The organism is Zobellella aerophila (assembly GCF_039539325.1).
In the GTDB taxonomy this organism is placed as follows: Bacteria; Pseudomonadota; Gammaproteobacteria; order Enterobacterales; family Aeromonadaceae; genus Oceanimonas; species Oceanimonas aerophila.
Map to the genome: position 1 here is coordinate 87,090 of NZ_BAABCX010000006.1, position 13,337 is coordinate 100,426.

Below are 13,337 nucleotides of genomic sequence, written 5' to 3' on the forward strand. Positions count from 1 at the left end.
GCCGCCTTCAGCCGCCGGCCATACGATGGCGGCTAAGGTGCTCGGCAAAGGTCTCCGCCGGCATAAAACCGGTGATCCGGCTGCCCGCCGGCTCCTGTCCATGCTTGTCGAAAAACACCAGGGTCGGCAGCCCCAGCACCTGGAGTTCGTTAAGCAGATCAATATCGTCCGCGTCGTTGCCGGTCACGTCCGCCTGTAGCAGATGCATCTGCTCCAGCCGTTGTTGCACCATCGGCTGATTAAAGGTCTTATGCTCAAAGTCTTTACAGGCCACGCACCAGTCGGCATACAGGTCCACCATCACCGTCTTGCCCTGCTCCCGGGCAAAGGCCAGCTGCAGGCTCAGGTCGTCGACAGTTTTAATGCGGGTAAAACTGACCGGCTGGGCGGCCGGCGCCGGCGTGTGCAGTTGTTGCCAGCCAAACAACAGGGTCAGGGCAAGGCCGGCCATCAGTCCGAGCGAGGTGACGGAGCGCAGTGCCGACCAGGTACTGCGCCGGTTCTGGTGATAGAGGTAGCCAATCACCAGAAGTGCCAGCGCCAGCCAGAGCCAGAAAATCAGCGAGTCGGCTAGCAGCCGCGACAGCAGCAGTATGGCCACCGCCAGCAAGCCAAAGCCAAACAGGGCTTTAACCATGTTCATCCATGCTCCGGCCCTGGGCAGCAGCTTACCGCCACTGGTGCCGAGGATCAGCAGGGGCACCCCCATGCCCAGGCCGAGGGCATACAGGATCAGGCCACCGAGCATAAGATCGCCACTGTGGGCAACATAGAGCAGGGCGCCGGAGAGCGGCGCCGTGGTGCAGGGGGAACAGACCAGTCCCGAGATCATGCCCATGGCGGCGACACCCGGCGTGGAGCCGCCGCGCTGCCGGTTGGCCAACCCGGTTAACCGGGTTTGCAGCCGGCTGGGCAGGCGCAGCTCGTAGAGCCCGAACATGGACAGCGCTAGCATGCCGAACAGCAGTGCCAGGCTCACCAGCACCGACGGATGCTGAAACACCGCCTGGGCCTGCAAACCGATGGAGGCGACCACCAGGCCGAGCAGGGTGTAGGTCAGCGCCATGCCTTGCACATACACGAAGGACAGCCACAGTGCCCGAGGGCTGCTCAGCCGGCCGCTGCCGGCGATAATACCGGTGAGTATCGGATACATGGGGAAGACGCAAGGGGTAAAGGCCAAGCCTATGCCCAATAACAGGAAGACGCCCATATTGAGCCAGACACCCTGGTTGCTCAGGGCACTGGCCAGCCGCCCCTGTTCACTGGTATCGAACGACACTTTCATTGGCGAATCCTCTCCGCCTGTCGTGGCTGGAGAGGAAGTGCGTCCGGCGTCGGCCAGGGAATTAAGATCTATGCCGAGTCGCTCCGGTGGGTAACAGAGACCCGTGGTACACCCCTGGTAGGCGAAGGTGATCCTGGCCTCGGGACCGATATTTTCCAACGGCAACTGGAGCCGCAGGTTTTGGTAATAGACCTGGCTCTTGCCGAAGTATTCATCTTCATGGGGGCTGCCCTCCGGCAACAGCCACTGGCCCAATTCAGCCCCCTCCGCCGTTACCGAAATACTATGGCGATAGAGATAATAATCGGGCTCGATATCGACATTGATCACCAGCTGGCCGTCATGCTGCCAGTTGTCGATCCGGAACGCCTGGTCCACCCGCAGGAAGGCGTTTTGCGCGGGGGTACTATTGCCTGAGGTAAGCCGCTCCAGCAGGCCGGCGCTGGCCGGACCGGCCAGCAACCAGCAACAGGCTAAAAGAATACTAATTCTGTGTAACATCGGCTATCCACCTGGCATAACCTTGACCGGCCGCTTTCACATCCAGCGCCAGTATTTCGGGTTCATCATAGCTATGCAGTTGTTTAATTCGTTGACTGAGCTCATTAAAGCGGGAATAAGCCGTTTTGATCAACAGTTGTACTTCTTCCGCCTGCTCCAGTTTGCCCTGCCATTGATAGACCGACAGCACCTCGGGCAATAAATTGACACAGGCGGCCAGTTTTTCCTGGACCAGGGTATTGGCCAGCATCATGGCCTGCTGGCGATCGGGGCAGGTGCAAAGCACCACGACTAGCTGTTCCGACATGATTTTCTCCCGTTCAGGCAAGCCCAACTATACCCCGACCCAGGGGTAAAATCATCTTTCGGCACTGGCCCTGGTCGGTACCCGCCAGACTGGTCCGGGTCGGGAGGAACAGTCTGGATGCTTATTTAGGCTTGAAAGTGACACTGTTTGCCCTCATTTTACTACCTTGGAGCGATCGAAAGCCGAAACCGGCGTTATGAGGTAACGAGTGGGTAAAGTGTTTTTGTTATTTGTCGGCATGACCTTGCTGGAAATTTTTGTCTTTATCCAGGTGGGTTCCGCCATCGGCGCCTGGACCACCATCGCCTTGATCATCCTGACCGCCCTGGTGGGCATCAACCTGGTGCGTCATCAGGGGCTGAAGACCATGATGGATGCCCAACAAAAGATGAATCGGGGAGAGGCGCCGGCGCAGGAGATGCTGTCGGGCCTGATGCTGGGGATCAGCGGGCTCTTGCTGTTGATCCCGGGTTTTGTTTCCGATCTCGTCGGTCTGGCCCTGTTGCTGCCCCCGGTGCGCGAGCGGCTGGCAACCAGGCTGATGGGGAATGCCCAGGTGCATATGCGTCAGGGGCGGACCTTTACCCATGCGCCATATCACTATACCGAACAGGGGGTTGAGCGCCCCGGCATCAGACGTCATCCCCAGGACGAAGGCTCCACCTTCGAGGGAGACTACCAGCGTAAGGACGATTAACCACCGGGGCACTAAGCCGGGGGTCCCCAAAGGCGGATCTCCGGCTGTACATGTTGCTGTGGGTCTGCCCCATCGCTTGTCAGCATCAAGCCGACCGACGAGTACCCGCTCAGGCCAGCGGATGCTTGATCCGCGAGGGAAAGCGTCGCCAGGCGAACAGGCCGGCGATCAGCCCCGCCAGCATGTTCGCCAGCAGTATGCCCGTAAAAATGCCCACCTCGCCGCTCCAGCTGGCGCCCAGCCAGGCCAGGGGCAGTAACAGACCAAACAGCCGCAAGCCGTTCAGCATCAGCGAAATCACCGATACCCGCAGGCCGTTCAGGGCCGAGGCCAGCAGCATGAAGCAGCCCTGCAGACCGTAACCTAGCGGCACCAGCCGCAGATACAGGGTGATATGGTGGGCCACCGCTTCGCTCTCGGTAAAGGCCCGGGCAATCAGGGGCGCCAGCAGCCACAGCAAGGCAAATACCAGCAATTGAAAACCCAGGGCGAAGCGCATGCTCAGCAGCAGGGCGGTGCGACTGCGCTGATGCAGGCCGGCACCGGTATTTTGCGAGATAAAGGGCGCCAGTACCGAGCTGAGCGCCATCATCACGATCAACACCAGGGCTTCCACGCGGGAGGCGGCGCCATAGGCGGCCACCACCTCTGTACCCAGAGCGGCCAGCACCGTCATCAGCAGGGCGGTGGCGATGGGATTGAGCATATTGGTGAAGGACGCGGGAACGGCAACATGCAGCAGCTGACGCCAGTGGCCGCACAGCACCGGCAAGGGGGACAGGCGCCAGATCAACAGGCGTTCACGGGTTTGCAGCAGATACATGCCCACCAGCATGGCCATCAGCCAGGAGCAGGCAGAGGCGATGGCCGCGCCGCGAATGCCCAGTTCGGGAAAGGGCCCGAGCCCGAAAATAAGCAGGGGATCGAGCAGGCCGTTGACCAGCCCAGCCACCGTCATCACCAGGCTGGGGGTGCGGGTGTCGCCGGTGGCGCGGATCGCCGCATTGCCGACCATCGGCAGGATCAACATGGGCACCGCCAGATACCATATCAGCATATATTCATGGATCAGCCCAATCAGTGAGGTGCCGGCGCCCAAGGCGCGGAACAGGGGCTCAATGGTGCCGGCGCCGGTGAATGCCAGCAGGCTGACCAGCAGCACCGACAACAGCAGGCCGTCGCTGGTGAACTGGGCTGCCTGTTGGTGGTTGCCGGCCCCCAGCGCCTGGCCCAGGTTGGCGGACAGGCCGGCCCCCAGACCCATCGCCAGCGAGGTCACCACAAAGGTGACCGGAAAGGTGAAACTCACCGCCGCCAGCGCCTCGGTGCCCAGCAGTCCGATAAAAAATGTATCGACCAGATTGAACGCCAGGATGGCGACGATGCCTAGCGTCATGGGGCCTGTCATCCTGGCCAGTTGCGGACCTATGGGGGCGGTAAGCAGGGAGTTTTGTCGTGCCACTCGGACTCTCTTGATTGAACGTGGGTCATTACCGCGTGAGGATGGCGGCTATGATAGCGCCCCGACAGGACAAAATTTAAAAAATTTTGAGTTTTACCCTTGAAGGGGAGAAAAGCGCTCCCATATAAAGGGTCAACGGAACAGTTTGCGGCCTTGGGCCGTTTATCTCACAAGGTAACAACACTCATCAGGAGAGTTATCGATGAACATTCGTCCATTGCACGATCGTGTCATTATCAAGCGTATTGAAGCCGAATCCAAATCTGCCGGTGGTATTGTACTGACCGGTTCCGCCGCCGAGAAATCTACCCGTGGTGAAGTCCTGGCGGTAGGTAATGGCCGCATCCTGGACAGCGGCGAAGTGAAGCCCATGTCCGTCAAGGTTGGCGACAAGGTGATCTTCAACGAAGGTTTTGGCGTCAAGACCGAGAAGCTGGACGGCCAAGAAGTGCTGATCCTGTCAGAAAACGACATCCTGGCTATTGTCGAAGCCTAATTTCCATTCAGCTTAAAGGAAGAAAGAACAATGGCAGCTAAAGACGTAAAATTTGGTAACGATGCCCGCGTTAAAATGCTCAAGGGTGTGAACATCCTGGCCGACGCCGTTAAAGTCACCTTGGGCCCCAAAGGCCGTAACGTGGTACTGGACAAGTCCTTCGGTGCCCCCACCATCACCAAGGACGGCGTGTCCGTAGCCAAAGAAATCGAGCTGGAAGACAAGTTCGAAAACATGGGCGCCCAGATGGTGAAAGAAGTGGCTTCCAAGGCCAACGACGAAGCCGGTGACGGTACCACCACCGCCACCGTACTGGCCCAGTCCATCGTTAACGAAGGTCTGAAAGCCGTGGCTGCAGGCATGAACCCGATGGATCTGAAGCGCGGTATCGACAAAGCCGTGATCCAGGCAGTGGAAGAGCTGAAAGGCCTGTCCGTTCCCTGTAAAGACACCACCGCCATCGCCCAGGTAGGCACCATTTCCGCCAACTCCGACGAAACCGTGGGCGCGCTGATCGCCGAAGCAATGGAAAAGGTCGGCACCGACGGTGTCATCACCGTTGAAGAAGGCCAGGGCCTGCAAGACGAACTGGACGTGGTTGAAGGCATGCAGTTCGACCGTGGCTATCTGTCCCCCTACTTTATCAACCGTCAGGAAACCGGCACCGTCGAGCTGGACGACCCCTTCATCCTGCTGGTTGACAAGAAAGTGTCCAATATCCGCGAGCTGCTGCCGGTGCTGGAAGGCGTGGCCAAACAGTCCAAGCCGCTGCTGCTGGTTGCCGAAGATATCGAAGGCGAAGCCCTGGCGACCCTGGTGGTCAACAACATGCGCGGCATCGTGAAAGTTGCCGGCGTCAAGGCCCCTGGCTTTGGCGACCGCCGCAAGGCGATGCTGCAGGATATCGCCATCCTGACCGGCGGTACCGTGATCTCCGAAGAAGTGGGCATGGAGCTGGAAAAAGCCACTCTGGAAGACCTGGGCCGTGCCAAGCGCGTGGTGATCACCAAAGACAACACCACCATCATCGATGGCGTGGGTGAAGTTGCCGCCATCAATGGTCGTGTCGCGCAGATCCGTCAGCAGATCGAAGAGTCTTCTTCTGATTACGACAAGGAAAAGCTGCAGGAGCGCGTGGCCAAGCTGGCCGGCGGTGTTGCCGTGATCAAGGTGGGTGCTGCCACCGAGATGGAAATGAAAGAGAAGAAAGCCCGCGTTGACGATGCCCTGCACGCAACCCGTGCCGCGGTAGAAGAAGGTGTGGTTCCTGGCGGCGGTGTCGCCCTGGTACGCGTGGCCAGCAAGCTGAGCAGCCTGACCGGTGACAACGAAGATCAGAACGTGGGTATCAAGGTCGCCCTGCGCGCCATGGAAGCCCCGCTGCGTCAGATCGTCACCAACGCCGGTGAAGAAGCCTCTGTGGTGGTATCCAAAATCAAGGCCAGCGAAGGCAACTATGGTTACAACGCCGGTAACGACAGCTACGGCGACATGCTGGAAATGGGTATCTTGGATCCGACCAAGGTCACCCGTTCTGCCCTGCAGTTTGCCGCTTCCGTAGCCGGTCTGATGATCACTACCGAAGCCATGGTCACCGACCTGCCGAAAGACGATGCTCCGTCTATGCCTGACATGGGCGGCATGGGCGGCATGGGCGGCATGATGTAATCGACATCATCCCTCTTCCCAGGCGGTTGACTGCCGGGAGCACTTCAATCCGGGCCCAGGTGGCCCGGATTTTTTTTTATTGATACTTTCACTGAGCTTAGGTATTGATTAAATAGACCTGCCGATAGCTATCATTAGGCTGTTATGATGTCATGCTGCATCATATGTATCGGTACGGAGCAGATCCTTTGAATTGTTCTTTTATCGGGCGTGGTTGTTTATTTGCTATTGGCAATTAAATAGAGAAGAGCAGGGAGAAGCTGCATGAAACGGATAGGATGGCTGTTGATGCTGCTGGGATGGCAGCTACAGGCGCAGGAGGCGGTAGAGCCGGTAGTGTTGAGCATTTCGGGTCCCATTATCCAGAATGGCCGGCACCTGGAACGGATGGATTACACCCTGAGCCAGCTGCAGGCTTTGCCGCAGGTTAATATCACCACCTCCCATTTCTGGGTGCAAGATCCCCATACTTATAGCGGGCCCGCATTGCGGCAGTTGCTGGCGCCCTTATTTGCCCATACCACCATAAAAACCCTGACGCTGGGGGCCTTGAATGGTTACAGCGTTGCGGTTGACTGGGCAAAGGTGACGCCTTATGACCCTATTCTGGCCTGGCAAGATAACGGTTACGGCATGAGCCGCAGAGATAAAGGGCCCCTGTGGCTGATGCTGCCCTATGATCGGGTGCCGGTGTTACAGCAGGCGGAGCTTATCCATTTTATGGTCTGGCAGTTGCGGAACATCAAGGTTCAGACGGAGATTAACTAAGCGTGCAGATCCCGTTGGTATCCTGGTTCAAGAACAACCGGGTCACACTTAACTATCTTAAGACAGGCACAGCCCTGCTGTTACTGGGTATCATGATACTGTTTGCCATCGGCGCCACCCATACCCTGGTCAAAATCCGCGATCATAACAGCCTGCTGGAGCAGAGAACCTACGACGTGCCCTGGTCCCTGATGCAATTGCAATTGGAAATGGGCCGCTTTATCGATGCGGTGCGGCTACGGCATTACGGCGCCGTGACCCACGATGAACTGATGTTGCGCTACGATATTCTCTGGAGCCGTACCCCGGTGCTGTTAAGCGGTAAACTCACCGAGATATTGGGCGACAGGCCGGACCTGTTGCAATTAGTGCAACAAATTGAGAACCGTATCCAGGGGCTTGAACCTCAGGTGCTGGCACTCTCGCCCAACAGCCCTGCCTACCAGGCCATCCTGATTGAGCTCATTCCCTATTTCGAGCCCTTGTCCCAGACCGTGACCGCGACCATGCAGAATAATGTCCGGTTTTATGCCGAATATGATCAGGCCTATCGTGCCCTGAGCCAGCGGCTCAATATCCAGGTGGCCAGCCTGTTTGTCAGCGTGATCCTGCTGCTGCTGCTGCTGCTGCGGGAACATATCCGTCACCAGCGGCAGCAGCTGAAGGATCCCCTGACCCAGCTGGCGAACCGGGCGGCGGCCCAGCGCCGCTTGAACCGCCTGATCGGACGGGCCCAGCCCTTCAGTGTCACCCTGATAAAAATACGGCAATTTGGTGATATCAGCCGTAAATTTGGTTTTGAATTCGGTGATGAACTGCTGCAGGCGGTGGCCTGCAGGATGTCACAGTCTTTGTCCGCCAATGAGTATCTGGCCCGCCTGGAGCGGGATGAATTCCTGCTGGTAGCCGAGGGGCTGGTCGAGCTGGAAGAAGTCAGGACCCAGGTGTCCCGTATCCGTGAACTCATCGGCCGTAGGCAGAGCATCATGGAACATGATTTTTACCTGCAGCCCATGATAGGGGTTGCCCTGTATCCCTCCGATGCGGGGACGGCGGTCGAACTGGTTTCCCATGCGGAAATCGCGCTGGACTTGTGTCGCCGGCAGCAGGCACCCTATGTCTTTTTTGACCCCTCGCTGTTGAAAGAGATCACCCGTACCCGGCAACTGGCCAGTGATCTGATAGTCGCCATGGAAAACAACAGCCTGAGTCTGAATTATCAGCCGGTGATCGAGCTGTGGTCGGGCAGGTGCGTAGGAGTGGAGGCCTCGTGTCACTGGCACCACCCCGAATTTGGCGTTATTACCCAACCGGAGCTGGTTCGGGTGGCCGAGCAGTTTCAGTTGTCGGAGCGGCTGATCACCTGGGTCTTACGGCTGTCCTGCCAGCATCTGTATAGCTGGCACCGGCAGGGATACCAACAGCTGGGGCTGGCCTTGAATATTCCCCTGTCGGCGTTTCGCCAGGAACTGCTGGTGGCGATACAGGGTGAACTGAAGCAGACCGGCCTGAAACCGAAGGACCTGGTACTGGAGGTGAGTGAGGAAACCCTGATGCAGGATATTCCCGGCTCCATGGCGCTGATGGACAGCTTCGCCCGGCAGGGTATCCGCCTGGCCCTGGATGGCTTCGGCAGCGGGCTGTCTTCCCTGGGGCATTTATCCCGCGCCCCCCTCAGCTGGTTGAAAATTGACGCCGGCTTTATGTCCGGCATCGAGCAGCCGGGTCCAGCCCGCCATCAACTGGGCAATTTGATTGCAATGGGGCAGGTACTGAAACTGCCGCTGATATGTGAGGGCGTGGTCTCTGAGCATCAGCGGCAGGTACTCGGTGAATTGAGCCGGGAGTTATTGATACAGGGGGAGCTGATCATGCGCCCCTTGCCTGCCCTGGAGGTACAGGCCTGGCTAAAAAAACATGACTCTGAGTCGGGCCGTGGCCTGATGGCAGTGGCCCTCGGCTGAACTGTAGCGGGCCCTCTGGTCAGGACAGGCGCAGAAACTGGTTCAGGGTCTCGGCCAGCAGCTGGATCTTGCTGACCATACGGGCCAGCAGGGTGTTGTACTCCTCCATACTGGCCATTTCCAGCAGTTCCAGCTCTTCCGCCAGTTCGGCTACATAGGGCATAAAATGATCGGCATGGCTGGTAAACTGGCTGTCTTCCCGTAGCACCGCATTGAATTTTGCCTGCCCTTGGTCACGCAGGGTCTGCAATTTTTTATCTGCATCTATGGCCTGGTGATACAGCTCTTTAATGGTGTCATGCAGTTTGGCAGTGACGGAATCGTGCATGGGGGCTCCTTAACGGGGTTCAAGGCCAAGATCGATGGGGGTCTTGCTGGTTTCGCCACCGACTTCCCGCACCAGCTTGGGTACCAGAAAGCCAGGCAGACGGGCGAGCAACTGGGCCATCAGTTGCCTGGCCTGTTGCTCCTCGACATCAAAGTGGGCGGCCCCTTCGACCTTGTCCAGCAGATATAAATAATAAGGTAATACATCGGCTTCGAACAGCCGCTCCGACAGCCGGGTCAGGGTGTCGGCATCGTCATTGACCCCGGCCAACAACACGCCTTGGTTGAGTAGGGTAATTCCGGCTCGGCGCCAATCCTGACAGAGCCGGGCTAGGGTATCGTCCACTTCGTGGGGGTGATTGATATGCAGCACCATCACCGTCTGCAGTCGGCTGTCGGTCAGTCGTTGCTTCAAGGACCCGGTCAGCCGGCTCGGGATCACCACCGGCAGCCGGGTATGAATACGCAGTCGTGTCAGGTGGGGAATGGCTTCCAGCTGGCTGAGCAAGCTAGCCAAGTGTTCATCCTTGGCCATCAGCGGGTCACCACCGGAGAGGATCACCTCGTTGATCTCGGGGTGTGCGGCGATATAGTTCAAGGCTTCTTGTCGGCCGAGCTTGTCCTGGTTGTTGTCGCCGTAGGGAAAATGGCGTCGAAAACAATAACGGCAATTGACGGCACAGCCGCCGCGTACGATCAGCAGTACCCGCGAGCGGTATTTGTGCAGCAGGCCGGGCAGGACGCTGTCGTGCTCTGCCAGCGGATCTTTAACAAAACCGGGGACCTGCCGAAACTCTTCGGCCAGGGGCAGTACCTGGCGCAACAGGGGATCCCGGGCGTTGCCCTTTTCCATCTTGTCGGCGAAGGGGCGGGGTACCCGCATGGGGAACAGGCGACGTGCGGCCAGTCCGGCCTGCCAGGGAGACGGGTCCAGCTCCAGGTAAGCCAGCAGTTGTTCGGGGGAGGTAAACGCCTGGGCAAGCTCTTTTTGCCAGTTATTATGTAATTCGTCCCTATTTAGGGGTATCATTGCCGGCATTTTCTGCAACTCTGTCAAATTCACGAGGGTAAAATGGCCTCTTATAGTACCAATGAATTCAAGTCCGGTCTCAAGATTATGCTGGATGGAGAGCCTTGTGCCATTATCGAAAACGAATTTGTTAAACCGGGTAAGGGCCAGGCCTTTAACCGGGTGAAAATTCGTCGCCTGCTGAACGGCAAGGTATTGGAGAAGACTTTCAAGTCGGGTGAAAGCGTTGAAGCCGCCGACGTGATGGATATGGAACTGGCCTACCTGTATAACGACGGCGAGTTCTATCACTTCATGAACAACGATACCTTCGAACAGCTCGCCGCCGACGACAAGGCCGTGGGCGATGCCAAGCTGTGGCTGAAAGAACAGGATGTTTGTGTACTGACCCTGTGGAACGGCGCGCCCATCTCTGTTACCCCGCCCAACTTTGTTGAGCTGGAAGTGGTGGAGACCGATCCGGGCCTGAAAGGCGACACCGCCGGTACCGGTGGCAAGCCGGCCACCCTGACCACCGGCGCCGTGGTACGGGTACCGCTGTTTATCCAGATCGGTGAAGTGTTGAAAATCGATACCCGCTCCGGTGAGTATGTATCCCGGGTGAAATAACCCGAGCAGCAATACCAGCTTAGAAAACGGCGCCTCGGCGCCGTTTTCTATGAAAGGTCTGAAAGCCGGAATGTTTTAGTCAAGCCGTTGTTGTTCTGTTCAGACGCCGGCTTTGGCGGCGACAAAGGCAATTTCTACCAGCATGTCCGGGTTGAGCAGTTCCACCTTCAGACAGGCACGGGAGGGCGCGCAGCCGGCCGGCAGCCAGGCTTCCCATTCATCATTGAAGGCGGCGACATTGTTCCGGTCAGTGATGTAGATGGTGACCGATAAGATACGGGACATATCGCTGCCTGCCTGTGCCAGGGAAGCTTCGGCCAGGGCAAAGATCTGGCGCGCCTGATCTCTGATATCGGTGGAGGTATCTTCAGGCACCTCCACAAAATGCACCAAGCCGTTATAAATGGTGGCATCCGACCAGCGTGGCGCTGGATTGATACGTTGAACATCCATCGGTAATTCCTCGTAATGTTTAAAGCATAAATAAGGTAGCCCCGAATCTCCGGGGCCAGGCGGTTGATGATTCCCATTGGCTCCGCCGGCAGGCAGTATGAGCGCATGCCACCGGTTGGCGGGGCGGGAAAGGGTACTGATCCTATTTATCGGCGCGGCCATTGCAACTTTTTGGAGCAAGTAATCCGCTTGACGGAAATTGAGCCAGTTCTGAATTATCCATCCAGAGGCAGGCCAGGGGTAGGCTGGCCCTTTTATTTCGGTTAATTTTACGCCATTCTCATATCAGCCTAAGTGAAGAGAGGGTGCTTGTATGTTTCAGATCCTGGGAATAGATCATCTGGTACTGAGGGTCCGGCACCCGGAGCGAATGATCGACTTTTATTGCCGTATTCTGGGCTGTCGGCTGGAACGGGAAAAAACCGATATCGGCCTGTATCAGCTGAGGGCCGGAGACAGCCTGATCGATCTGGTGGATATCCGCGGCCCTCTGGGCGGCGATGGCCAGGAGGCCGATCAGTGCAAGGCCAACATGGATCATTTCTGTCTGCGTATTACGCCGTTCGATGCCGATAATCTGCTAACCTATTTCAGCAAGGCTGGGGTTATCTGTGAGCCGCCGGTGATGCGCTACGGCGCCGAAGGTGAGGGGCCGTCGGTCTACCTCTTCGATCCGGAGGGTAATCAGCTGGAATTAAAAGGTCCCCAAGGGGCTGGCAAAGCGGCAGGGCAGGGGTAAAATCGCCTTTTTTGCCGGAATGCCCTATGACTCAGCCTGTTGATTGGCGGCCCTCGGCCTCCCTTGCCTTGTTACGGCAAAGGGCCGCTGTACTGGCCCGTATCCGCCACTTTTTCGGCCAGCGCGGCGTGCTGGAAGTGGACACCCCGACCCTGGCCCAGGCGGGGGTAACGGACCTGCACCTGGAAAATTTTGTCACCCGTTTTGTCGGGCCGGGTATGGCCCGGGGACGGTTGCTGTATCTGCAGACCTCCCCGGAGTTTCATATGAAGCGCCTGCTGGCGGCGGGCTGCGGGCCTATCTATCAAATATGTAAATCCTATCGTAACGAAGAATCGGGGCGCCTGCACAACCCCGAATTCACCATGCTGGAATGGTACCGGACCGGCTTCGATCATCACCGGCTGATGGACGAGATGGCCGAGTTGCTGATGCTGGTGCTGGAGTGTGCCGAGCCCGAGCGGCTGACCTATCAGGCGGTGGTCCGGCGGCAGCTGGGGGTATGCCCGTTGACGGCAACCCTGGATGAATTGAAGGCGGCGGCACAGGGGCTGGGGGCCGATGAGCTGGTCGCCCGGGAGGAAGACAGGGATACCCTGTTGCAGCTGATGTTCGCCTTGGGTGTGGAGCCGGCCATTGGCCAGCGGGTGCCCTGCTTCGTCCATGACTTTCCCGCCAGCCAGGCGGCCCTGGCCCGGGTCAGCCCGGCCGACCCGCGGGTGGCCGAGCGTTTCGAGGTGTACTACCGGGGGATAGAGCTGGCCAATGGCTTCCATGAGTTGAGCGATGCGGATGAGCAGCAGCAGCGCTTCGAGCAGGACAACCGGCTGCGTATCGCCCGAGGCCTTGACCCCAAACCGCTGGATGAATACATGCTCGCGGCCCTGCACGCCGGCCTACCCGACTGTGCCGGGGTGGCGTTGGGCGTTGATCGGCTGGTGATGCTGGCGCTTGGGGCTGAACGGCTGGAGCAGGTGATCGCCTTCCCCGTGGACCGGGCCTGAATTTGAGCGTTAAGCTGTAAGCGG

Annotated in this window: 14 protein-coding genes; 8 read left to right on the plus strand and 6 right to left on the minus strand. The window is 58.3% G+C overall.

The features are described 5' to 3' along the window. Positions 1 to 7 precede the first annotated feature (7 nt). Positions 8 to 1,789 carry a protein-disulfide reductase DsbD gene (locus tag ABD806_RS16105; protein WP_344959815.1) on the minus strand — a complete coding sequence of 594 codons (1,782 nt, stop codon included), beginning with the start codon at positions 1,787 to 1,789 and terminating at the stop codon, positions 8 to 10. Further along, a complete protein-coding gene (cutA, locus tag ABD806_RS16110) occupies positions 1,773 to 2,096 on the minus strand; it encodes a divalent-cation tolerance protein CutA (protein WP_344959816.1) in 324 nt (107 codons plus the stop codon). Before cutA ends, ABD806_RS16105 begins: the two co-directional genes overlap by 17 nt. A gap of 217 nt (positions 2,097 to 2,313) precedes the next feature. On the opposite strand from cutA, the gene ABD806_RS16115 reads away from it, so the two are divergent. Continuing rightward, on the plus strand, positions 2,314 to 2,793 hold the full coding sequence (locus ABD806_RS16115) for an FxsA family protein (RefSeq protein ID WP_344959817.1): 480 nt from the start codon (positions 2,314 to 2,316) through the stop codon (positions 2,791 to 2,793). 109 nt (positions 2,794 to 2,902) lie between these two features. Here ABD806_RS16115 and ABD806_RS16120 read toward each other — a convergent pair whose 3' ends face one another. Further along, positions 2,903 to 4,255 carry an MATE family efflux transporter gene (locus ABD806_RS16120; RefSeq protein ID WP_344959818.1) on the minus strand — a complete coding sequence of 451 codons (1,353 nt, stop codon included), beginning with the start codon at positions 4,253 to 4,255 and terminating at the stop codon, positions 2,903 to 2,905. A gap of 202 nt (positions 4,256 to 4,457) precedes the next feature. Between ABD806_RS16120 and ABD806_RS16125 the strand changes: the two genes are divergently transcribed. From ABD806_RS16125 to ABD806_RS16140, 4 genes are all read left to right on the plus strand, one after another. After that, positions 4,458 to 4,751, plus strand: coding sequence for a co-chaperone GroES (locus ABD806_RS16125; protein ID WP_344959819.1), 294 nt, complete (start codon positions 4,458 to 4,460; stop codon positions 4,749 to 4,751). 30 nt (positions 4,752 to 4,781) lie between these two features. Further along, positions 4,782 to 6,419, plus strand: coding sequence for a chaperonin GroEL (gene groL, locus ABD806_RS16130; protein WP_344959820.1), 1,638 nt, complete (start codon positions 4,782 to 4,784; stop codon positions 6,417 to 6,419). Between the two features lie 264 nt (positions 6,420 to 6,683). Beyond that, positions 6,684 to 7,187 (plus strand): putative pterin-binding protein, encoded by a 504-nt coding sequence (locus ABD806_RS16135; RefSeq protein ID WP_344959821.1) that lies wholly within the window; start codon positions 6,684 to 6,686, stop codon positions 7,185 to 7,187. A gap of 2 nt (positions 7,188 to 7,189) precedes the next feature. After that, positions 7,190 to 9,151, plus strand: a complete 1,962-nt coding sequence (locus ABD806_RS16140; RefSeq protein WP_344959822.1) for a putative bifunctional diguanylate cyclase/phosphodiesterase — start codon at positions 7,190 to 7,192, stop codon at positions 9,149 to 9,151. Positions 9,152 to 9,170: 19 nt separating this feature from the next. On the opposite strand, the gene ABD806_RS16145 is transcribed toward ABD806_RS16140, so the two are convergent. Beyond that, the gene (locus ABD806_RS16145; protein WP_344959823.1) at positions 9,171 to 9,479 is read right to left on the minus strand and encodes a hypothetical protein; all 309 of its coding nucleotides are present in this window, start codon (positions 9,477 to 9,479) and stop codon (positions 9,171 to 9,173) included. 9 nt (positions 9,480 to 9,488) lie between these two features. Then, entirely contained in the window at positions 9,489 to 10,508 is a 1,020-nt protein-coding gene (gene epmB, locus ABD806_RS16150) for an EF-P beta-lysylation protein EpmB (protein WP_344959824.1), read from the minus strand. Between the two features lie 42 nt (positions 10,509 to 10,550). Between epmB and efp the strand changes: the two genes are divergently transcribed. Further along, the gene (gene efp / locus ABD806_RS16155) at positions 10,551 to 11,117 is read left to right on the plus strand and encodes an elongation factor P (protein ID WP_344959825.1); all 567 of its coding nucleotides are present in this window, start codon (positions 10,551 to 10,553) and stop codon (positions 11,115 to 11,117) included. A gap of 99 nt (positions 11,118 to 11,216) precedes the next feature. On the opposite strand, the gene ABD806_RS16160 is transcribed toward efp, so the two are convergent. Further along, positions 11,217 to 11,570 (minus strand): RidA family protein, encoded by a 354-nt coding sequence (locus ABD806_RS16160; protein WP_344959826.1) that lies wholly within the window; start codon positions 11,568 to 11,570, stop codon positions 11,217 to 11,219. Between the two features lie 313 nt (positions 11,571 to 11,883). Between ABD806_RS16160 and ABD806_RS16165 the strand changes: the two genes are divergently transcribed. Both ABD806_RS16165 and epmA read left to right on the plus strand, forming a co-directional pair. Further along, entirely contained in the window at positions 11,884 to 12,309 is a 426-nt protein-coding gene (locus tag ABD806_RS16165; RefSeq protein WP_344959827.1) for a VOC family protein, read from the plus strand. 26 nt (positions 12,310 to 12,335) lie between these two features. Next, a complete protein-coding gene (gene epmA / locus ABD806_RS16170; RefSeq protein ID WP_344959828.1) occupies positions 12,336 to 13,313 on the plus strand; it encodes an elongation factor P--(R)-beta-lysine ligase in 978 nt (325 codons plus the stop codon). Positions 13,314 to 13,337: the final 24 nt, after the last annotated feature.

Excerpts from the sequence above, each read along its gene's own strand:
- ABD806_RS16105 (WP_344959815.1), bottom strand. The coding sequence starts at position 1,789 with ATGTTACACAGAATTAGTATTCTTTTAGCCTGTTGCTGGTTGCTGGCC.
- ABD806_RS16135 (WP_344959821.1), top strand. The coding sequence starts at position 6,684 with ATGAAACGGATAGGATGGCTGTTGATGCTGCTGGGATGGCAGCTACAG.
- epmB (WP_344959824.1), bottom strand. The coding sequence starts at position 10,508 with ATGATACCCCTAAATAGGGACGAATTACATAATAACTGGCAAAAAGAG.
- groL (WP_344959820.1), top strand. The coding sequence starts at position 4,782 with ATGGCAGCTAAAGACGTAAAATTTGGTAACGATGCCCGCGTTAAAATG.
- ABD806_RS16125 (WP_344959819.1), top strand. The coding sequence starts at position 4,458 with ATGAACATTCGTCCATTGCACGATCGTGTCATTATCAAGCGTATTGAA.
- cutA (WP_344959816.1), bottom strand. The coding sequence starts at position 2,096 with ATGTCGGAACAGCTAGTCGTGGTGCTTTGCACCTGCCCCGATCGCCAG.
- ABD806_RS16160 (WP_344959826.1), bottom strand. The coding sequence starts at position 11,570 with ATGGATGTTCAACGTATCAATCCAGCGCCACGCTGGTCGGATGCCACC.
- ABD806_RS16165 (WP_344959827.1), top strand. The coding sequence starts at position 11,884 with ATGTTTCAGATCCTGGGAATAGATCATCTGGTACTGAGGGTCCGGCAC.
- epmA (WP_344959828.1), top strand. The coding sequence starts at position 12,336 with ATGACTCAGCCTGTTGATTGGCGGCCCTCGGCCTCCCTTGCCTTGTTA.
- ABD806_RS16145 (WP_344959823.1), bottom strand. The coding sequence starts at position 9,479 with ATGCACGATTCCGTCACTGCCAAACTGCATGACACCATTAAAGAGCTG.
- efp (WP_344959825.1), top strand. The coding sequence starts at position 10,551 with ATGGCCTCTTATAGTACCAATGAATTCAAGTCCGGTCTCAAGATTATG.